Source organism: Thalassotalea sp. G20_0 (genome assembly GCF_017744175.1).
Taxonomy (GTDB): Bacteria; Pseudomonadota; Gammaproteobacteria; order Pseudomonadales; family Endozoicomonadaceae; genus Endozoicomonas.
This window is the reverse complement of sequence record NZ_JAGHQV010000013.1, coordinates 67846-86558: the sequence shown is the minus strand read 5'-3', so window position 1 is coordinate 86558 and position 18713 is coordinate 67846. Positions and strand designations below refer to the sequence as shown.

Sequence of the window (18713 nt, the reverse complement as noted above, 5' to 3'; positions counted from 1 at the left end):
ATCCATAAATCAAGAAAGAGCCAACACCAAAGAGAAAACGTCTATGCCGATATCCGGAGAGACCGCAAGATACGGGAAAAATTGCAGGATTCACTCAGCAAACAGGCCGACAAGAGTATGTTAGAAGTATGTCGCGACGGGGCATCGCCGTCTTGTAGAAGGAATCCCACAACTTTAGTTGTGGGAGGATGTCAAAGCGCCGTTTCCCCAGTGCCCGGCATTAAGGTGACAGCCTCTTCCATCACCATTATTTCTGGTCGTTTGACGGCCATCCTTCTTTCTTGAAGGATGCATTCCAGGCGGCGTTTCGTCACTAAATGGCCGCTCATGCCTGCAGCTTCCAAAGGCGACCTGGTGAAGAACCATTTAAAGACCCGGTATTTCCCGAGAAAGCAAAGAGTCCATTTCTGTTCCGGGTCAGCGCCTTGTTCAAGCAAAAAATTCAGAACCGCGCCGTGCCCGTTCTGGGCAGCGACGAAGAGGGCGGTCGCTCCGTCCTTGCAAGCGGCCGACAGGAACTGCCTGACGGCCGTGGACTTGTCCGCCTCCGGCAGGGTTTTCACGACCTCGCTGAAAGCTCCGATCAGGTATTTCACCACGCCGAGATGCCCGTTCAGGGCAGCGATGTAGAGGGCGGTCTCTCCGCCTTTGCAAGCGGCCGACAGGAACGACCTGACGGCCGCCGTGGACTTGTCCGCCTCCGACAGGGTTTTCACGACCTCGCTGAAAGCTCCGATCAGGTATTTCGCGATCTCAAGATGCCCTTTCTGGGCAGCGATGAAGAGGGCGGTCGCTTCGACCTCGCAAGTGGTCGACAGGAACGCCCTGACCGCCGTGGACTTGTCTGCCTCCGGCAGGGTTTTCACGGCCTCCTTGAGAGCCTCGATCAGGCATTTCACCATACCGAGATGCCCGTCCTGGACGGCGATCAAGAGGGGGGTCGCACCGTCCTTGCAAGCGGTCGACATGAACGCCCTGACGGCCGTGGACTTGTCCTCCTCCGGCAGGGTTTTCACGGCCTCGTTGAGAGCCTCGATCAGGCATTTCGCCACGCCGGGATGCTTGTTCTGGGCGGCGATATTGAGGGGGGTCGCTCCGTTTTTGCAAGCGGTCGACAGGAACGCCCTGACGGCCGTGGACTTGTCCTCCTCCGGCAGGGTTTTCACGGCCTCGTTGAGAGCCTCGATCAGGTATTTCACCACACCGAGATACCCTTTCTGGGCGGCGATGAAGAGGGGGGTCGCTCCGTCCTTGCAAGCGGTCGACAGAAACGCACAGACGGCCGTGGACTTGCCCTCCTCCGGCAGGGTTTTCACGGCCTCGTTGAGAGCCTCGATCAGGCATTTCACCACGCCGAGATGCCCGTACTGGGCAGCAATGAAGAGGGGGGTCGCTCCGCCTTTGCAAGCAGCCGACAGGAACGCCCTGACCGCCGTGACCTTGTCCGCCTCCGGCAGGGTTTCCACGGCCTCGTTGAGAGCCTCGATCAGGCATTTCGCGAAATCAGGATGCCCGTTCTGGGCAGCGATAAAGAGGGCAGTTGATCCGTCCTTGCAAGCGGCCGACAGGAACCGCCCGGCGGCCGCAGACTTGTCCGCCTCTGGCAGAGTTTCCAGGGCCACGCTGATAGCCTTAATCAGGCATTTCGCGACGTCGAGATGCCCGTATTGGGCAGCGATGAAGAGCGGATACACATGCCAGGCAGGACCAGCAACTTTCGACAGGAATGATCTGTTCACCAGAGCCGGATCGTTCTCCAGCAACTCTTGTACCCAGGGAAGATTTTTGCCGCGACAGGCAGCCAGTATCGGAGCCTCACCATTTGGATTTGATCTATCGTCATCATCAGCACTGGAAATGGAAAGCGCAGTGCCCGATCCCGATAAGGAGGCATTTTGAGCGGTTATCCGACAGGTAGAAAAACAACTTCTGATAGAATCCATTAACTGGCAACTCGATTTGATATGAATGGAAAATTATAGATGTTCAACCGTTTTTGTCTCTTTTTTCCCCGACTGGGCCGGATATTATGAGATTGGCATTATTGATGGGTAGTAGGGGTAGTTACGGTTACTCCTGCACCTATTCAGACTTGCCAAATCACTGCTACGGATATGAAACTATGCAGCTTTGATCAGCCACAGCAGCCCTCAATGACCACATCCATAAATCAAGAAAGAGCCAACACTGAAGACTTCCTGTCTATTTTTCTTCAGGACATTCCGTTGATGGATGTTCGTGCCCCGGTGGAGTTCGCCAAGGGCAGCTTCCCTCTGGCGATCAATATCCCCATTCTGGATGATCACCAACGGGAACTGATTGGTACCTGTCATAAAAAAGAAGGGCCTGAGGCGGCTGTCACCCTGGGCTACAGGCTGGCTACTGATGATATTCGGGCTCAGCGACTCGAAGCCTGGCAATCACTTATCAGGCAACAGCCAAAAGGGTACCTGTTCTGCTTTCGTGGCGGACAACGCTCTCATATTACCCAGCAGTGGCTGAAGGAATCTGGCTACCCTTATCCGTTAATCAAAGGTGGCTATAAAGCCCTGAGACGTTTTCTGATCGATGAACTGGAACGCTCCATTGATGAAATCCCATTCATTATCCTCAGTGGCAAAACCGGTACCGGCAAAACCTGGCTTATTCAACAACTGCCTTACAGCATTGACCTGGAAGGCCTCGCCAACCACAGAGGCTCCAGCTTTGGCCGCCGATATGGTGGACAGCCAGGTCAGATCGATTTTGAAAATCGTCTGTCCATCGCGCTGCTGAAGCACCGTCACAGACACCCCGGAATGCCGGTACTGCTGGAAGATGAAAGTAAACTGATTGGCCGTTGCAGCCTGCCCCAGACGATGCGGGACAAAATGCAGCAATCCCCGTTAATTTTGCTCGAAGAGACCATGGAAGAGCGGGTCAGGATTGGTCTTAAGGAGTATGTGACAGACAATCTTGCCGAATTTATTGCCGCTTATGGTGAACAACAGGGTTTTGAGCAATTCGCCGAAGGCCTCTCTGGTAGCCTTTACCGTATTCGCCGCCGACTGGGTGGAGAGCGCTTTCAGCAATTAACCAATATTCTGGAAAACGCCATTGTGCAACATAAATCTGGCGGGGGAATAGAAGGCTACAGCCCTCTGATCAGTGATCTGCTCAGCAATTATTACGACCCCATGTATGACTATCAGCTGGGGCAGAAGGAAGGTAAAGTGATTTTTCGGGGAGATCGTAAGGCTATTGAAAGTTACTACAACACCTCATTGATAAACTGATTCAGGGCGTCATTGGCAGCGGCAAGGCTCTTTTAAATACAGGGCCTTGCCTGAAATGTCCTTATCCATATGCAGAGCATCTGAAAAACCACTATTGCTGAGATGTCTCTTTAAGACGCTGATAACTATCGATAGGCTGTTGTAATGTTTCCATAATGAGCCGGGTTCGAAATAGCTTCGTGCCAAGATGAATAAAACCGTCACCATCCTCATAGCCCTGTTCTTGTTCTTCATCACAGCCCTGAATTTGCAGACTCTGATCGTACCAGGGCTGTTGCTTGACAAATGTTTCCCTTTTGTAGGTATTGAGATTAAGTCCCTCAGTCCTGACCCTGTTCGGAACTATCTTGATCAGGTTAAGGTCTTTGTTGATTGTGGAAAAATAGGAACCAAACGGGGCACGCTCAATCAGGTATTTCAATACATACTGCTCGTGCAAGGTATCTTTTTGTGGTTTATAGCCAGTAGTCAAATCATTACTGTATAACGACCACATATGCAAAAACGACCGTGCTTTCTCGGTCTTTTTCACCAATATTATCCCGGTATTCAACAAGACCCAGCGGTTATCTCCGGCAACTAGTAAATCAGCGTTCCCAAAATCTTCGATATACCGGTCGAGCATTCCGGAAATACCGGCAAAGTCGTTGATGACAATATCATCATCAAGCCATACGACCCATTGACCGGCAGGTACCTCTTCACACTCCAGGGCGTTTTTAAGAGCGAATACTTTCATCCAGTACAACTGTTTTGTGCCCAGCTCTTCCCGGAATTCAAATGGATATACAAACCGGTAATTGATACCGCGAAGCCTGGCGTAAGCAGCGTGATTTTCTTTGGTCAGCTGGGCGGTCGCCCGGGTTCCACCGGATAGAATAAGGGCAACGTTTGAGCCCTGCCGGTTGTTACGATCAAAGCTCATTGACCGGTAGGATCGAATGATCTTCTCCTGACGGGTTAAGTTGATAGTTGGTGAGAGCTGATCACGAAAGGATTCATTGATCCGTTCAAATTCATGGATCATTGGGTGTCGATTGGTAATGGCCTGACAGACTGAATGGGTAGATTTAACCGTAAATGATGCATCAGGATAACGCCTCACGGGACAATCATCGGCATATGAACAGATAATGTCTTCCGGTTTCTCTCTTTCAAACCTTGCTTGCTGACAGAAGGCTATTTCCCGAGGGTCGTCAGTCAACCTGCAGTTATCGACCCCTCTTTGAATAGGCAATGCTGCTGTGCCCGTACCGGAAAGAATATACACAAGCCCAACCAACATTGAGGTAAGGCCATTCAGCCTGAAAGGCTTCACGCTTCTTTCAGCGATTGTGGCATGTTTGCAAGCACTCACACCGGTCATGGAATCCACCAGAGAGTTGAACTCTCTCTCTTCCAACCGCTCCTGATCCGACATCGGAGTCCCATCAGCATGCTGGCCAGGTGGGTGGATATAGGTATGGATAAACTCAGTCATATTGGCGCATTGCCGGGAGCCAATCTGAGAATGACCTGACCAGAATCCAATCCGATCCTGCGACAATGCTGATAAACGCTGCTGAGCAAAATTGTTTGGTACAGCTATTCCACTGGTGGCTTGTTTTTCACAAAATGGCATCACTGGCGGAAAATGGCTGGAAATAAAGCTTGATATCATCCTGACTCTACTATGTTATTTTTTATATGACTAAGTAGTAGGCAAAAGTTATAGGCGTTTGTTCCAAATTTATTCCAAAAGCCAATTAAAAAACTGAATATTGATAAAATACCCAGAAAATAAACACTGGAAAACAAACACTGGATAGCGCTATGAACATCGATTTCGATAAAGTGGTGGATCGAACCAACACCTCCAGCCTTAAATGGGAACGCTTCGGCCCTGACGTTCTCCCTATGTGGGTAGCGGATATGGATTTCCAGTCAGCGCCTGAAATCATTGAAGCACTGCACCAGCGTATCGACCATGGGGTTTTTGGTTACACCGAGCCAGACAGTGAACTGGAACAACTTGTCGTTGAGCGCTGTCGCCATCTCTACCACTGGGATATTGAGCCAGAATGGATTGTCTGGATGCCGGGCCTGGTTTCTGCCCTTAATGTCTGTGTTCGTGCCTATGCCGACAAAAACGAAGGCGTAATTTCCCCCGTTCCTGTCTATTATCCCTTTCTTATGGCACCCAAACTGGCCGGACGTGAGCTAATCGGTGTGGAATGGATTAAGCAAAACGGCCAATGGCTGCTGGATCTCGACAGCCTGGAGCAGAAAATCACACCCGCCTGCAAATTACTGATGCTCTGCAACCCGCAAAACCCGAATGGTCGGGTATTTACCCGGGCAGAACTGGAGAAGCTCGAACAACTCTGTAAAAAACATGGCCTTGTGGTCTGTTCCGATGAAGTGCATTGCGACCTGATTCTTGATCGCCATGCTGAACATATTCCTTATGCTGCCATCAGCGAATTTGCCAGAGACAACTCAGTGACTCTTATGTCACCGTCGAAAACCTTCAATCTGGCCGGTTTCGGCTGTGCATTCGCGATTATTCCCAATCATCAGTTACGCCATCAGTTCAACCAGGTTCGCACCGGTATTGTGCCGTCAGTGGACAGCGCCCTGATTGGCTACACTGCTGCAAAAGCGGCCTACCGTCATGGTGAACCCTGGCGTCAGTCATTGCTGGATTATCTTCGTGGTAACCACGACTACCTGCTGGAAGCCATCAATAACATTCCCGGCCTTGCCATGGAACCACTGCAGGCAACCTATCTGGCCTGGATTGATGTCAGCGGACTGGGACTGGAAGATCCTCATCAGTTCTTTGAACAGGCTGGTGTTGGCCTGTCCCCCGGAAAGCAATTTGGCGATGAAAACTACCTGAGGCTTAACTTTGGTTGCAGCCGATCTGTTCTGGAAGAAGGCGTGGCACGAATAGCCAGGGCCGTTGCAAATCACAGAATTATTTAAGAAATATGGGGGTTATCTTCATCAAAAAGAAGTGTAACCCAAAACTGCTTATTCGGCTTTGTGCATACCGTGTTGAATTGACCCAATAGTGGCAATGCATTTGATATTGACCTGACAGAAGGACCAGAATAAATCACCGGATACTGTCGGGCCAATTCTGCTATCAAGTGGATTATTGCATCTGATCATACTTTTGGAACAATTCCAGAAAACCAGTTATCTCCTCTGTGTTGCAAGTCTGAAGAAGACGGGTCATTAATCTACCCGTTTCAAGGGATTTGGCGATGTGCCCTGGTAATGGATTGTCGGGATCGCCTGACAGATGACCGGGAAAGTAAGCCAGTGCGGCTTGATCATCCAGATATTTCAGTGCCTGAAAGAGATGCCCTGTTTCCAAACCTCTTTCGGGTTGAACCAGGATTCTCGACAACTCATAAGCTGCAAGACTGAGTTCGTCTAATTCTAACCAGCCATCTGCTGTAATCTTGCTGCCAATACCCTTAAGCTCAGCTTGTGACAATCCCATGGTACGACCAATCAGTAACCAGTTATGGCTTAATGGCAAACACCTCAAAAAATCCATAGTCAACGGTTTCGAAACGGTAGCCTCTGTGGATATGTTATTATCCTGCCCATTGAGTGGTTTGACTTGAGGAGGCTTTTTGCCATTAAAATTACGAAAGAAGGCATAATCTTTACCTTTTTTCTGAAACAAATCCAATAATTCGCTATCACAATTGCAGGACCTTGCAGCCACCATCGAAGCATACGCAATATGTCCAGGAGTGAGTTGGGGCAAGCAACCCTTTGCTGCACTGAGTAATTTTGAAATTTTTTGGTAGCCCTTGTTGTTTTTATTAACTCTATTGGAAATTTTCTGAATTATATGCAACGGTAATTCAAGAGCATGACCGAAGGATTCAGCATTGATTCCTATGGAGGCAAGTTCATGGCCAAGATGACCAGTCTGTCTGATAAGGCTTGTTTCTTCAGCAGCATCTAATTGCGCTGGTTGCCCTTGCAGGGCGTTAATCAACTTATGCGCGGAACTTATTGCCATAATCTCAGGGTTACTCATTATTTCTACCAGCTCCCTGGCCTTCATACTCCCCCCTTTTTTATCCAGAATTTTCTTGAACAAAAGGACGTTTGACTGGCTTAAGGTAGCCTTGGATAATTGTTGCAAATCCTGCAGCTCCATTAATTCCGGGTATCCGGCAGCAAAGGCCAATGTTGCTGTTTTGGTATAACTGAGGTAGCGATCTTCAATCACAAACTTGCACAACTTGAAAAAATCCAGTTCATGATTCAACGCAGCATCAGTATTAATTGCTTTTACACAGTCGGGCCATACACTGAACAACCCATTATCATCCATTTCCAGAGCTTGATTTTCACGCAAGAATCGAACCTGTTCAGGGGCAATGCCGAAGTTTTCACAATGCAAAACAATCAGATCGGGTCTGGAGATACCCGCCAACATGGTCAGCAGTGTTTCATGGGTTATGGTAATTTTTTCCTGAATCAACCTGGTCGCCTCTTGCTGGGAATACCAGGATATATAATCAAATTTTTCTGGTTGAGCTTGACCACAACGCTCCCAAAATTTGTTCATGATATCCGGTATTGGTAACCCCAAATAAATGGCAAACAGTGACTGCTCGTTGAAGGATAACGCCTCGGTAATTTGTCGCGGCAATTGTTGCCAGGACACAAGATGATCAAGATGTGTTTCAGGCAATGGGGGCTGCTCAGGATCAGGCTTTACATCCCTTGCCAATATTGCAACATCGGTAGTGTGGGATGCCAACTCAAGAGCTAATGGGTTAGCCTCGGCAGGCATGACAGACTTCCCGTCAAAAGTCCTGGCGGTTGATTGAGGGTCTTGTGTGCGGCAGTCAGATATGTCAAGCAGGCTAAGCAGTTGATCTGTAGTAGAATTAATCATTTTTAAAGATCCATTTACATTATCGTGTAAAATTTATTTGCCACAGTCCCTGCGGTTGACCAGTTAGCAACCTCCTGACAAAAGAGGGACCACCAAGATTAATGGATCAAATCCCTAATCGTAACTGTCTACCAAATTCAGACAAAAAAACTGACTAGAAGTTCATTTGTAGTCTGCGGGCAGGTCAGAAAACCATCGGACAACGAATCAGTGGCCATAATTTTTTCACTGCCGCAGCAGGGCAGTCTTTTCTTGGACAGCCTCCTGGCCACTTGGACAGCCTCCTGGCCAGGGCAGCAATCATTGAGAGTATAAAATCCAGAGGCTGGATATTTCGCTGTCATTCAGTAAAATCAGGTTGCTCAGCCATCTTGAGCAAAGGCACAGAGACAAAAAGAAAAGGTTTATTCTTGAACTTTGCCGTGAAAAATATTTTGCGTAACCATTTTTCATCCCTGAGGGTGGCGCAAAATATTTTCACGCGCCATCGGCATTTGTGGCCACAAAACCTGATTGCTAAAAACAGCACCTGCCGTCATTATATCCAGCCCAATAACTTGTCAGACTCACCGTGAAAGAGATCACCAACCACTCATTTCAGTTTGTACAGATCGGTGTTATTCACTCCTGCTACCGCCAGAAATTTGGAATCCCCCGTCAGCCCGGCATTGTCACCGCCGCTGAAGCAACACTGGAACTTCTCCCCCCTTACAATCAGGAAAACCTGGTTCGTGGTCTGGATGGATTTTCACATATCTGGGTTCATTTTATCTTTCACAAAACCATGGATGAGGGCTGGCGTCCAACCATTCGCCCACCAAGACTGGGAGGTCGACAGCGCATGGGGGTATTTGCTACCCGTTCCACACACCGGCCAAACCCTTTGGGTATGTCCGTGGTTGAGCTGCGCAGCATTGAGTCCGGCAATGGCAAGCTGACGTTGAAGCTGGGGGCGGTGGACCTTCTTGATGGTACTCCTGTTATTGATATCAAACCCTACCTGCCCTATGCCGACGCACTGCCTGATGCCAAGGGTGGCTTTGCTCCCCTGCCAATGGCAATGGCGGAAGTGAAGTTCACCGATCAGGCCATGAACCAATGCCTGCGTTATCAACGACGAACCGGCAGGCAGCTGATTTTGCTGATCGAGCAGGTACTTGGCCAGGACCCGAGACCCGCTTATCTAAGGGAATCCTCCGGACGACGCCATGGCACCGCACTGTGGGACCTGAATGTGGTCTGGGAGTACACCAACCAGCACTTCCTGGTTAAAGAGCTGGAACCTCTGAAGCTTGACGTGAAAACGGTAGAAGGTAATGGGTAATGATTATTCCCTACGAAATGATTGAGCCCGAGACGCTAAACAGTCTGATCGAAGAGTTTGTCAGCCGTGAAGGGACGGATAATGGCTATGACGATGCTCTTGCAAAGCGAGTGGCGCAGGTATTATCCCGTTTGAAATCCGGCGACATGGTGATCGTATTTGATCAGGAAAGCCAGACATCGAATATTCTGCACAAGGACGTCGCTAGGAGGCTGACCGAGCAGGACGTCTGATCACCCTTTTTCCAGAAACCTGTCCAGAAAAACAGACCCGTTATTATGGACAGGATCCCCCAGACAAAGTCGCCCGGGCGGGCAATATGTGAAACGTTGTCGTTTACTTGATACAGAGTGTGTTCTACCAGTTGTCAACGACGTTTATCTGTCTGCAAAATCTCATGACTGACTATGTCGGCCGTGATAATTCGTATGAAAACTCCGAGTAGCAATGTCAAATGTTACTGAGACAGGGTCTTTTTCAGTTCTAACGACATTAGCTGGATCAACATTAAAAAAATCCTGTACCGACTCATACTCATCAGCATCAGGACCACATAAATAGGTGGTTCCAGGATTTATCTGTACATTCTCCTTCCAATGGTGCGCATGACTTTTAGGAGCAATAATTAAGCTTGGACAATACTCCATCATAAGCATAATCGGGAGTTGCGTGTTGGGGTTCAGTATAAAGTTCAAATCTCCGGGATCCATATGCCAGGCTAAATACCCCCTACCATCATCAGGAACATGAACAAGGCATAAACTAATACGCCCTACAGCCTGAGCATTCCTATTCATGGCAACCCATTGATAATTATCAGTTTTCAGCTTTAGAATGCCATTATCATCACCTTCAAACTCATCATCAGAAGAGTCAATGGAATATGCAGCTAACGGTTTAGCCGAAGCAGTACAGGTCTCTGGATTATCAAGGCCAATGGTTTTAGCTTCGTCAACATGCTTAGGGGTAACAGCATTGGTCTCTTGGGAAAGTTCCGATGTTGAAGAGGGTGGCAAGTAAGAAACGGGATTCATAAGTACTACCTTTGTTTGAAAATCTGTTCATTTGATCAGACAAAACAAAGCTGGAAAGGTTCCGAAGCTTCGGTTCAATATATCCCCCCCGGTGAGCAGGCAATCCGATGATTCATTGCCCCTGACCAATGATCAGTTAAAGTCTGAAGCTCTCTATATCCACTACAGGTTACAGCGGCGCAACTGCTCACCATAGTTACTGGCCCTGCGTTTTACTGTGCTGGCAGTGCTCAACAACCATTTCTTTTTCTTATGGCTTCCCTTGCGGTAACCGTTCCAGCCTTCATGGTAATTCAGGTACTGCTGATCGGCGGCCCACAGTGAAGTGCCATTCAGCTTGCGTGACTTGTGGGTATACCAGCCAATAAAGTCAATAGCATCACCGAAGTCTTCGCGGCTGGGGAAGAAACCTCCGGCTTCGCTGACATATTGCTCCCAGGTGCCATCCTGTGCCTGCGGGTAGCCATAAGCAGAAGAGTTACGGGGTAATGGAATGAAAAGGAACCATGGCCGTGGCGGCTGGGCATCGTGCCGGTAAGATGATTCCTGATACATAATGGCCATCATGATCTGGATGGGGGTGCCCCAGCGCTGGTTGGCTTTTTTCGCGTCTTTGTACCAGCCGCGTTTTTCCTTGAAGACACTGCAAAGGTTGTGGGGTTTCTCGGGTGGTGCCTTACTGGCACAGCCTGCCAGCACGGCAGACAGGATCAAAATAAACAGCTTTCGACTCAGGTTTGACATTCAGCCGCCATCCTCCAATGTTTAACCACAGAGATCACCAGGAGCACTGAGAAAAGATAACCTTTAGCTTGCTTCATCCGTCCAGATTTCCCGGAGTGTTTACAACCTTTGTGGTTCAGCTCCAATCAAATGCCGCAGACGCTACACGCCCCAGGCCTGCCTCATCTGCATAAAGTCATCCTCAGTGACGACACGCACTCCCAGCTTCTCTGCCCTGGCCAGTTTTGAGCCGGCCTTGTCACCGGCCAGTAAGGCTGATGTTTTTGCCGAGACAGATCCGGTCACCTTGGCACCCAGTTTTTGCAGGATGGCCTTACCTTCGTCACGGGTCATTGTGTTTAACGTCCCGGTTAACACCCAGGTTTCACCAGCCAGTGGTTGATCACCTCCTTCTACAACCGGGGATTCCGTTTCCCATGCAACACCTTTCGCCAGAAGTGCATCAATCACTTCGCGGTTGTGTTCCTGACGGAAAAACTTCTCAATATGACCAGCAACCACAGGGCCAACATCATCCACGGTTTGCAAGTCTTCCACCGAAGCGGCCATCAATTTATACAAATCACGGTAGTGTCCTGCCAGCCCCTGTGCGGTTGCCTCACCCACTTCGCGAATGCCCAATGAGTAGATAAAACGGGGAAACGTGGTTTTTCTGGACTGATCAAGCGCATTAATCAAGTTCTCGGCCGACTTTTTCCCCATACGTTCAAGGCCGGAAACCTCCCGGGCATTGAGACTGAACAGGTCTGCCACCGTTGCGATCAATTGACGATCGACCAGCTGCTCAACCAGTTTATCCCCAAGACCATCAATATCCATCGCCTTGCGAGAAGCAAAGTGCTTGATAGCCTCTTTGCGCTGGGCTGAACAGAACAGTCCGCCAGAGCAGCGCAAGATGGCTTCTTCACGTTCCAGTTCAGAGTCACATACCGGACAGCGATCCGGAAACGTGATATCCCGAACATCATCAGGACGCATGGAGTGGATAACCCGGTTCACCTTGGGAATAACATCACCCGCCCGGAGGATAACGACACTGTCGCCTATTTTGATATCCAGCCGGGCAATTTCATCCATATTGTGCAGGGTCGCATTACTGACCGTCACTCCTCCCACAAACACCGGCTGCAAACGGGCAACTGGAGTGATAGCACCGGTTCTGCCAACCTGAAACTCCACATCCTTTAGAGTCGTGATCGCTTCCTGTGCCGGAAATTTGCGGGCGATGGCCCAGCGCGGTGCCCGGGCAACAAACCCCAGAGCCTGTTGCCGGGCAATGGCATTCACTTTATAAACAATACCGTCAATTTCGTAAGGCAGCCCCTGACGTTTCTCAGCCATGGCTTGATAGTAGTCTTCACAGGCCTGGACACCTTTGACCACCTGCAATTCGGGGCTGACCCGCAAACCCCATTGTTTCAGACAGGCAAGTATCTCACCGTGGGTGTCAGGCAGTACTCCGCCATCGACAACGCCAACACTGTAGCAATAGATTGTCAATGGTCGTTTAGCCGTTATCCGTGAATCCAGCTGGCGTAAACTGCCAGCCGCCGCATTTCTCGGGTTAACAAAGGTCTTCTCACCTTTGGCACTGGCCCGCCGGTTTAACTGTTCAAAACCGGCTTTTGGCATATACACTTCGCCCCGGACTTCAAGGCGTCGAGGCCAGCCATCGCCCATCAACTTGAGTGGGATTGATTCAATAGTACGAATGTTCTGGGTAATATCTTCCCCGGTAGTGCCATCGCCACGGGTAGCCGCCCTGACCAGAAGACCATCTTCGTATAACAGGCTGACAGCGATACCATCCAGCTTGGGTTCACAGGCGTATTCAATGTCTTCAGTGGTGCCCAGCCGCTCTTTAACCCGGCGATTAAAGTCTGCCTGATCTTCTGCATCAAAAGCGTTATCCAGGGAGAGCATGGCCAGTTCATGGCGAACCTGACCAAACGCTTTCAAAGGAGCACCGCCAACTCGCCGGGTGGGAGAATCTTCGGTTATCAGCTGTGGGTATTTAGCTTCAAGGGATTTCAGGCGGATAAACAGCTTATCGTATTCACTGTCGGGAATTTCCGGCTCATCCAGGACATAGTAACGATGGTTGTGCTCGCCGATCTGCTGACGCAGCTGAAGTATCTCTTGTTCTGCAAGCTCAGGGGAAGGAACCGGTGGAGTATCTGAAGAAGTCATGCTCATGGAATTATCAAAGGCCAGCGGGTTCTCTGCCTGAGAACCCGCTGAAGAAAACATTAGATAGCAATGGCTAGGAGGCTGTCCGAGAATAGCGCCCGTAGCGAGGATGGCAGAAAATTGAGGATAAAAAGTCGGAAATTTTTAGTGAATAGTGGTTCTATTTGCTAAAAATTTCCGACTTTTTAGACCAATTTGCTGCCACCGCAGTAGGGCAGTCTATTCTCGGTCAGCCTCCTAGGCCAGCAGGAATATCAATGCACCGGCTGTTTCGCCAGCTGCTTGCGCTCATATTCACGAATACGCTGACGACAGTGTTCAAGGGTCTGCTGAGTCATCACGCTGAACTGTTCATCTTTCAGCTCACCGCCCAGATCAAGGGCAAGACGACGGGCCGTCTCTTCCATCAGGGCAAAGGCCTGCATGGGTTTTTCCGGCCCCGGCAGACTCATAAACAGACTCAAAGCCGGTGTCTCGGTGGCTTCCAGATTATCAATGGTAAAGGTACCCGGCTTTACGCCGTTGGCCATGCTGAACAGAATTTTTCCGGTATCATCGGCATTGGTATATCGATGGAAGATCGACATATCACCAAAGCGCATGCCGGATGCCAGCATGGACTGCATCAGCTGGTCACCGGCAAAAACACCACCGCCTTTGGCCAGCACATTGATCACAATCACTTCACTGGCGGGCGGGCGCTCTTGTAACTTCTCTGCCTTCTCACGCCCCCCCAGGTTGAGTTCTTTCTGTGGGTTGGAGCTCTCTCTGGCCGAAACGTCACGTTCCTGAATCGGTGCCTTGCCCTGACTGGTTGCCGCTCGTGGCTGACCAACAAACTCTTCCGGCCCAGCATCCAATCTGGACGTTTCACGGGAGCGAACGGATCGGTCAGCGCCTGCTGCCCTTGAAAAGCCGCCAGACTGCAAATGATCCTCAGAAGACGACAGACGTTTACTTCTTGAGGGTTGCTGTGACTCATCCAGATTCATCAGCACCGGAACAGGCTCATCCAGATCAAGCGCTCTTTGAACTCTCGCTTTTTCCCCTGCGTCGCTTTGCTCTGCATGTCGTTCAGCCTCTTCAGGGTGACGATGGCGCTGTCTCAAGGATTCAGGGTACACGGGCGGTTCTTCGATACCCTCTTCTGGATAGTCATCGAAATAGTCCCCCCCCGAAAACCCGGGTTCAACACGGGGTCTGGCAGACTCTTTTTTGGTAAACCCTTCTTTCAGAAAGCTCTCTTTCAGAGTGCTTTCTTTATGCGCACTGGGCCGGGCACCGCCATTGGGCAGTTCACTGGAAAAATCATCGTCATAGCCTTTGACTTCCTCCAGACCAAAGCTGATTTCCGATGACCTTTTTCTGGCCAATCGCATCCTGCGATAACCGTCGGCCAACACGCCGATGATTACCAGTATTCCTATGAGTATCAGCCAATCTCGCAAACTCATGTCCTTGCTGCCCTGTAGACCTTGAAACAACGCCCGAATTGCAGTCTGCTTCCCTGTGATAACACTTGATGACAATGAAAAATAGACCACCGTCATTTATCACATCTGCATTAATTACTTCTGCAATCGACCAACGTTGCAATATTACAATAAAAAAATAACAAATTAAGCCATGAACGTTTACTTTACGTGCTTTATAAACTGCGTATTGTCAATGTCATAGCTTATTTATCCAACTCTTAAGCATACCGGATAGTTACAACTCAGCCATCGCCGCCGCCTGCTCAATATCCACCGACACCGGTCTGGATACACCCGGCTCGTGCATGGTGACACCCACCAGCTGACTGGCGGCCTGCATGGCGATTTTGTTGTGAGTGATGTACACAAACTGCACTTTATCACTCATCTCAGAGACCATTTTGGCATACCGCCCAACGTTGGCATCGTCCAGAGGGGCGTCCACCTCATCCAGCATACAGAAGGGTGACGGATTCAACTGGAAGATGGCAAATACCAGGGCAATAGCCGTCAGCGCCTTTTCACCACCGGAAAGCAGGTGGATCGTACTGTTTTTCTTGCCCGGCGGCTGAGCCATTATAGCCACTCCGGTATCCAGCAGGTCTTCTCCGGTTAAAGCCAGATAGGCCTGACCACCGCCAAATACCCGGGGGAACAATTCCTGGAGACCGGCATTGACCTTATCGAACGTCATCTTGAACCGTTGACGGGTCTCCTTGTCGATCTTGCGAATAGCATTCTCCAGGGTATTCAGGGCTGACACCAGGTCATCGTTCTGGGCATCCAGATACTGCTTGCGCTCTGACTGGGTTTCGTACTCCTCAATAGCCGCCAGGTTAATGGCCCCCAGACGCTCAATGCGTGCGGCGATCCGTTCCAGTTCCTGCTCCCACTGCTGTTCAGATGCATCATCCGGAAGGTTCTCAAGTACCGTTGCCAGATCAAACTGATCTTCTTTCAGCTGTTCAGCCAGTGTCGTTCGACGAACCTGCATCCCTTGCCAGTCCATCCTCAGCTTTTCCAACTGTTCGCGTATTTTCTGTGCCTGCTGCTCAGCACTGTGGCGAACCTTCTCGCCAGCACGAATCCGCTGCTCCACTTCTTCAAGCGCCATCCGGGCCTGCTGCATCGTCTCTTCCTGCTCAAGACGTCTGGCCAGCATTTCCTCCAGTTGCTCCCGCAGATCCCCCTCTGGTGAGTTGGATTCAGACATGGACTCCCGGAGAAACTCCCGTCGCTCCCGGAGCTTGGTAGACTGCTGACTCAAACGCTCAATGGCTGCTTTCAGAGAGCCTATCTGGGTATTGATGGATTGCTGGCGAAGGGCCAGTTGATGGGCCCGCTCTTGATCAAAACGGGCCTGATGACGTACTTCTTCGAGACGGGCCTGAAGCTTCTCACGCTGCTCCTGCATCGCTTCCCGGCGACCAATGTCTTCTTCCATATGATCCAGTGCTTCCTGCAGGCGCATGCGGGACTCGCCAATCACTTCCTGCTCCAACCCATACTGCTCCCTGACTTCCTGCAGCTCCTGTTCAAGCCGTCGACGGCGCTCGGAAAACTGTTCTAACCGGACCTTTCGGGCACCAAGATCTGCCCGCACCTCACCCTGGTTCCGGTTGAGTTCGGACAGTTGCTTTTGCAGCTGTTCTCTTTGAGTCTCATGCTGTTCGAGCTTTGCCCTTGCGCCTTCCAGCTGTTCTTTCAATAGCAGGCTGCTTTCTTCCAGAGTCGTGAGCTTGTCACCCAGAGCGTCCATTTCTTTCTGGCGCTCCAGAACACCGGCATTATTATCAACACCCCGGTTAACCCGCAACCAGCCGGAAGAGAGCCAAATACCATCTGGTGTAATGATCGATTCGCCAGCCTGGAGTTTTGCGCGCAGGGAAAGCGCCGTTTCCAGTGAATCTGCGGCATAGATTCCAGCCAATAGGGGCAGAGCTTCCTGACCGCTGATCACTTTGTCTGCCAGCAGTGGCAACTCACTTAACGAAGGCGCGTGTTGCTGGCCTGAACCAGCCTCCAGCAGTACCAGCGATCCCTGCTCTAACGCACCCAGTGCGTCAGCCACCGGATCAAGGCTATCCAGGCACACGGCCTGGAGGCTATCGCCCAGTACGGTTTCAACCGAACGTTCCCAGCCCGCATCGACCTGAAGCTTATCCATCAGACGAGTGTGGTTATTGAGCTGGTATTGCTCAAGCCACTCAATGGTGCCCGTATCCTGATGCAGTGATGCCTGGTGCAAAGCCTCCAGAGAGGCATGACGCCCTCGCACCATGCTGAGTTCATCCCGGTTGCTTTCCAGCTCAGCCGTCAGGTTCTGCACCTGATCACGCTGTTGCTCAACCGCTTCAACACACTCTTCAATACGCAGTTCAACGGTTTCTGCGGTTAACTCCAGCTCGGTCAGCTTTTCCGAAAGGAGTGTCATCTCTTCCTGGTCTTCAGCCCCCCCAAGCGCGGCGGACTCTTCTTTCAGGCGACCTTCCCGCTCCTGCAAACGCCCCATCACCTGCTCGGCATGATTGATGCGGGACTGCTCAACTTCAGCGGTTCGCTTTGGTTCATGGGATCGCTGATTGAAATTATCCCACTCCTGCTGCCAGCGCTGCATGGCTTCTTCTGCCCGGGTCAGGACATCACCAGAGTCCGCCTCCTGATCCTGCAGCATGGCCAGCTCCGGCTCCAGCTCGATCAGTTCTTCCTGGAAAGACTCCAGCTGTTGCTGATCATCCGCCAGCTGTTCACGGGCCTCTTCCCAGCTGTGCTCCACCTGTTCAAGGTCGCGACTCAATTCTTTGGCGCGCTCTTCCCGGTGCTGCAGAGTCTGCTCAATACGGGTGACTTCATTACCTGTGCCGTAATAGCTGGATTGCGCTTCATGAAAACGATCGCTCACCTCCATCTGCTGGACGCGATCATCTTCCATGGCGGCATCCGCTGAACGCTGTTGGCTGATTGCCGCTTCCAGCTGAACCTCGAACTCACGGATGGCCTGTTCCTGGGACTGGGCTCCGGTATTAATGGTCTGCCATTTCAATGCCTGCAGCTGGGCCTTTTTCAGCCGTTCCTCGGCTTTGAACTCTTTGTACTTTTCCGCCGCCTGAGCCTGTCGTTGCAGGTGGCCAAGCTGACGCCCCAGCTCTTCCCGCAGATCGGTCAGTCGTTCCAGGTTTTCATTGGTTCGGCGGATGCGGTTTTCCGTCTCGCGACGGCGCTCCTTGTAGCGGGAGATACCGGCCGCTTCTTCGATAAATACCCGAAGCTCTTCCGGTTTGGATTCAATCAGATTGGAGATAATGCCCTGACTGATAATGGCATAACTTCTGGGTCCAAGACCGGTGCCCAGGAAGATATCCATAATATCTTTACGGCGACACTTACTGCCGTTGAGAAAATAGGTGTTCTTGGCATCGGAGTTAACCGTTCGCTTGACCGAGATTTCCCGGTAAGCGGCAAATTCTCCGGTGACCCGCCCTTCGTTATTATCAAAGATCAGCTCCACAGACGCCTGATTGGCAGGCTTGCGGCTGTTGGAGCCTTTAAAGATAACGTCGGTCATGGACTCGCCACGCAAATGCTTGGCGGACGATTCCCCCATTACCCAGCGAACCGCATCAATAATATTCGACTTGCCACAACCGTTGGGGCCTACCACCCCACACATATTGGAGGGAAAGTGAACCGTTGTGGGGTCCACAAACGATTTGAATCCGGCCAGTTTGATGGATTTTAAACGCATCGTTTCCTTTA

At 50.6% G+C, this 18713-nt stretch carries 13 protein-coding genes; 5 read left to right on the top strand and 8 right to left on the bottom strand.

Annotated elements, in window-relative coordinates; all coding sequences use genetic code 11:
• Positions 1 to 191: 191 nt before the first annotated feature.
• Positions 192 to 1943 (bottom strand): ankyrin repeat domain-containing protein, encoded by a 1752-nt coding sequence (locus tag J7438_RS10190; RefSeq protein WP_209276452.1) that lies wholly within the window; start codon positions 1941 to 1943, stop codon positions 192 to 194.
• 210 nt (positions 1944 to 2153) lie between these two features.
• On the opposite strand from J7438_RS10190, the gene mnmH reads away from it, so the two are divergent.
• Positions 2154 to 3275, top strand: coding sequence for a tRNA 2-selenouridine(34) synthase MnmH (mnmH, locus tag J7438_RS10185; RefSeq protein ID WP_209276451.1), 1122 nt, complete (start codon positions 2154 to 2156; stop codon positions 3273 to 3275).
• A 91-nt stretch (positions 3276 to 3366) separates the two neighbouring features.
• Here the strand turns inward: mnmH and J7438_RS10180 are convergent, their stop codons facing one another.
• A complete protein-coding gene (locus tag J7438_RS10180; protein WP_209276450.1) occupies positions 3367 to 4755 on the bottom strand; it encodes a glycosyltransferase family protein in 1389 nt (462 codons plus the stop codon).
• A gap of 332 nt (positions 4756 to 5087) precedes the next feature.
• On the opposite strand from J7438_RS10180, the gene J7438_RS10175 reads away from it, so the two are divergent.
• Positions 5088 to 6242, top strand: coding sequence for a MalY/PatB family protein (locus J7438_RS10175; RefSeq protein ID WP_209276449.1), 1155 nt, complete (start codon positions 5088 to 5090; stop codon positions 6240 to 6242).
• 172 nt (positions 6243 to 6414) lie between these two features.
• On the opposite strand, the gene J7438_RS10170 is transcribed toward J7438_RS10175, so the two are convergent.
• The gene (locus tag J7438_RS10170) at positions 6415 to 7983 is read right to left on the bottom strand and encodes a hypothetical protein (RefSeq protein WP_209276448.1); all 1569 of its coding nucleotides are present in this window, start codon (positions 7981 to 7983) and stop codon (positions 6415 to 6417) included.
• 479 nt (positions 7984 to 8462) lie between these two features.
• On the opposite strand from J7438_RS10170, the gene J7438_RS10165 reads away from it, so the two are divergent.
• The 3 genes from J7438_RS10165 to J7438_RS10155 are packed head-to-tail and all read left to right on the top strand — an operon-like array spanning position 8463 to position 9747.
• Positions 8463 to 8765, top strand: a complete 303-nt coding sequence (locus J7438_RS10165; RefSeq protein ID WP_209276447.1) for a hypothetical protein — start codon at positions 8463 to 8465, stop codon at positions 8763 to 8765.
• Positions 8762 to 9514 carry a tRNA (N6-threonylcarbamoyladenosine(37)-N6)-methyltransferase TrmO gene (tsaA, locus tag J7438_RS28250; protein ID WP_353620118.1) on the top strand — a complete coding sequence of 251 codons (753 nt, stop codon included), beginning with the start codon at positions 8762 to 8764 and terminating at the stop codon, positions 9512 to 9514. Before J7438_RS10165 ends, tsaA begins: the two co-directional genes overlap by 4 nt.
• Positions 9514 to 9747 carry a YheU family protein gene (locus J7438_RS10155; RefSeq protein WP_209276446.1) on the top strand — a complete coding sequence of 78 codons (234 nt, stop codon included), beginning with the start codon at positions 9514 to 9516 and terminating at the stop codon, positions 9745 to 9747. Before tsaA ends, J7438_RS10155 begins: the two co-directional genes overlap by 1 nt.
• A 162-nt stretch (positions 9748 to 9909) precedes the next feature.
• Here J7438_RS10155 and J7438_RS10150 read toward each other — a convergent pair whose 3' ends face one another.
• The 5 genes from J7438_RS10150 to smc all read right to left on the bottom strand — a co-directional run bounded on the left by J7438_RS10150 (position 9910) and on the right by smc (position 18702).
• Positions 9910 to 10548 carry a hypothetical protein gene (locus J7438_RS10150; RefSeq protein ID WP_209276445.1) on the bottom strand — a complete coding sequence of 213 codons (639 nt, stop codon included), beginning with the start codon at positions 10546 to 10548 and terminating at the stop codon, positions 9910 to 9912.
• A 162-nt stretch (positions 10549 to 10710) separates the two neighbouring features.
• Positions 10711 to 11283, bottom strand: a complete 573-nt coding sequence (locus tag J7438_RS10145; RefSeq protein ID WP_209276476.1) for a transglycosylase SLT domain-containing protein — start codon at positions 11281 to 11283, stop codon at positions 10711 to 10713.
• 150 nt (positions 11284 to 11433) lie between these two features.
• A complete protein-coding gene (gene ligA, locus J7438_RS10140) occupies positions 11434 to 13482 on the bottom strand; it encodes an NAD-dependent DNA ligase LigA (RefSeq protein WP_209276475.1) in 2049 nt (682 codons plus the stop codon).
• A 254-nt stretch (positions 13483 to 13736) separates the two neighbouring features.
• Positions 13737 to 14936, bottom strand: coding sequence for a cell division protein ZipA (gene zipA / locus J7438_RS10135; protein ID WP_209201105.1), 1200 nt, complete (start codon positions 14934 to 14936; stop codon positions 13737 to 13739).
• A gap of 256 nt (positions 14937 to 15192) precedes the next feature.
• Positions 15193 to 18702 carry a chromosome segregation protein SMC gene (gene smc, locus J7438_RS10130; protein ID WP_209276474.1) on the bottom strand — a complete coding sequence of 1170 codons (3510 nt, stop codon included), beginning with the start codon at positions 18700 to 18702 and terminating at the stop codon, positions 15193 to 15195.
• Between the last annotated feature and the right edge of the window lie 11 nt (positions 18703 to 18713).

What these genes read in the sequence shown, in the direction of transcription:
- ligA (WP_209276475.1), bottom strand. Translation starts at nt 13,482, where the DNA reads ATGACTTCTTCAGATACTCCACCGGTTCCTTCCCCTGAGCTTGCAGAA.
- J7438_RS10150 (WP_209276445.1), bottom strand. Translation starts at nt 10,548, where the DNA reads ATGAATCCCGTTTCTTACTTGCCACCCTCTTCAACATCGGAACTTTCC.
- zipA (WP_209201105.1), bottom strand. Translation starts at nt 14,936, where the DNA reads ATGAGTTTGCGAGATTGGCTGATACTCATAGGAATACTGGTAATCATC.
- J7438_RS10155 (WP_209276446.1), top strand. Translation starts at nt 9,514, where the DNA reads ATGATTATTCCCTACGAAATGATTGAGCCCGAGACGCTAAACAGTCTG.
- smc (WP_209276474.1), bottom strand. Translation starts at nt 18,702, where the DNA reads ATGCGTTTAAAATCCATCAAACTGGCCGGATTCAAATCGTTTGTGGAC.
- J7438_RS10175 (WP_209276449.1), top strand. Translation starts at nt 5,088, where the DNA reads ATGAACATCGATTTCGATAAAGTGGTGGATCGAACCAACACCTCCAGC.
- J7438_RS10180 (WP_209276450.1), bottom strand. Translation starts at nt 4,755, where the DNA reads ATGACTGAGTTTATCCATACCTATATCCACCCACCTGGCCAGCATGCT.
- J7438_RS10190 (WP_209276452.1), bottom strand. Translation starts at nt 1,943, where the DNA reads ATGGATTCTATCAGAAGTTGTTTTTCTACCTGTCGGATAACCGCTCAA.
- mnmH (WP_209276451.1), top strand. Translation starts at nt 2,154, where the DNA reads ATGACCACATCCATAAATCAAGAAAGAGCCAACACTGAAGACTTCCTG.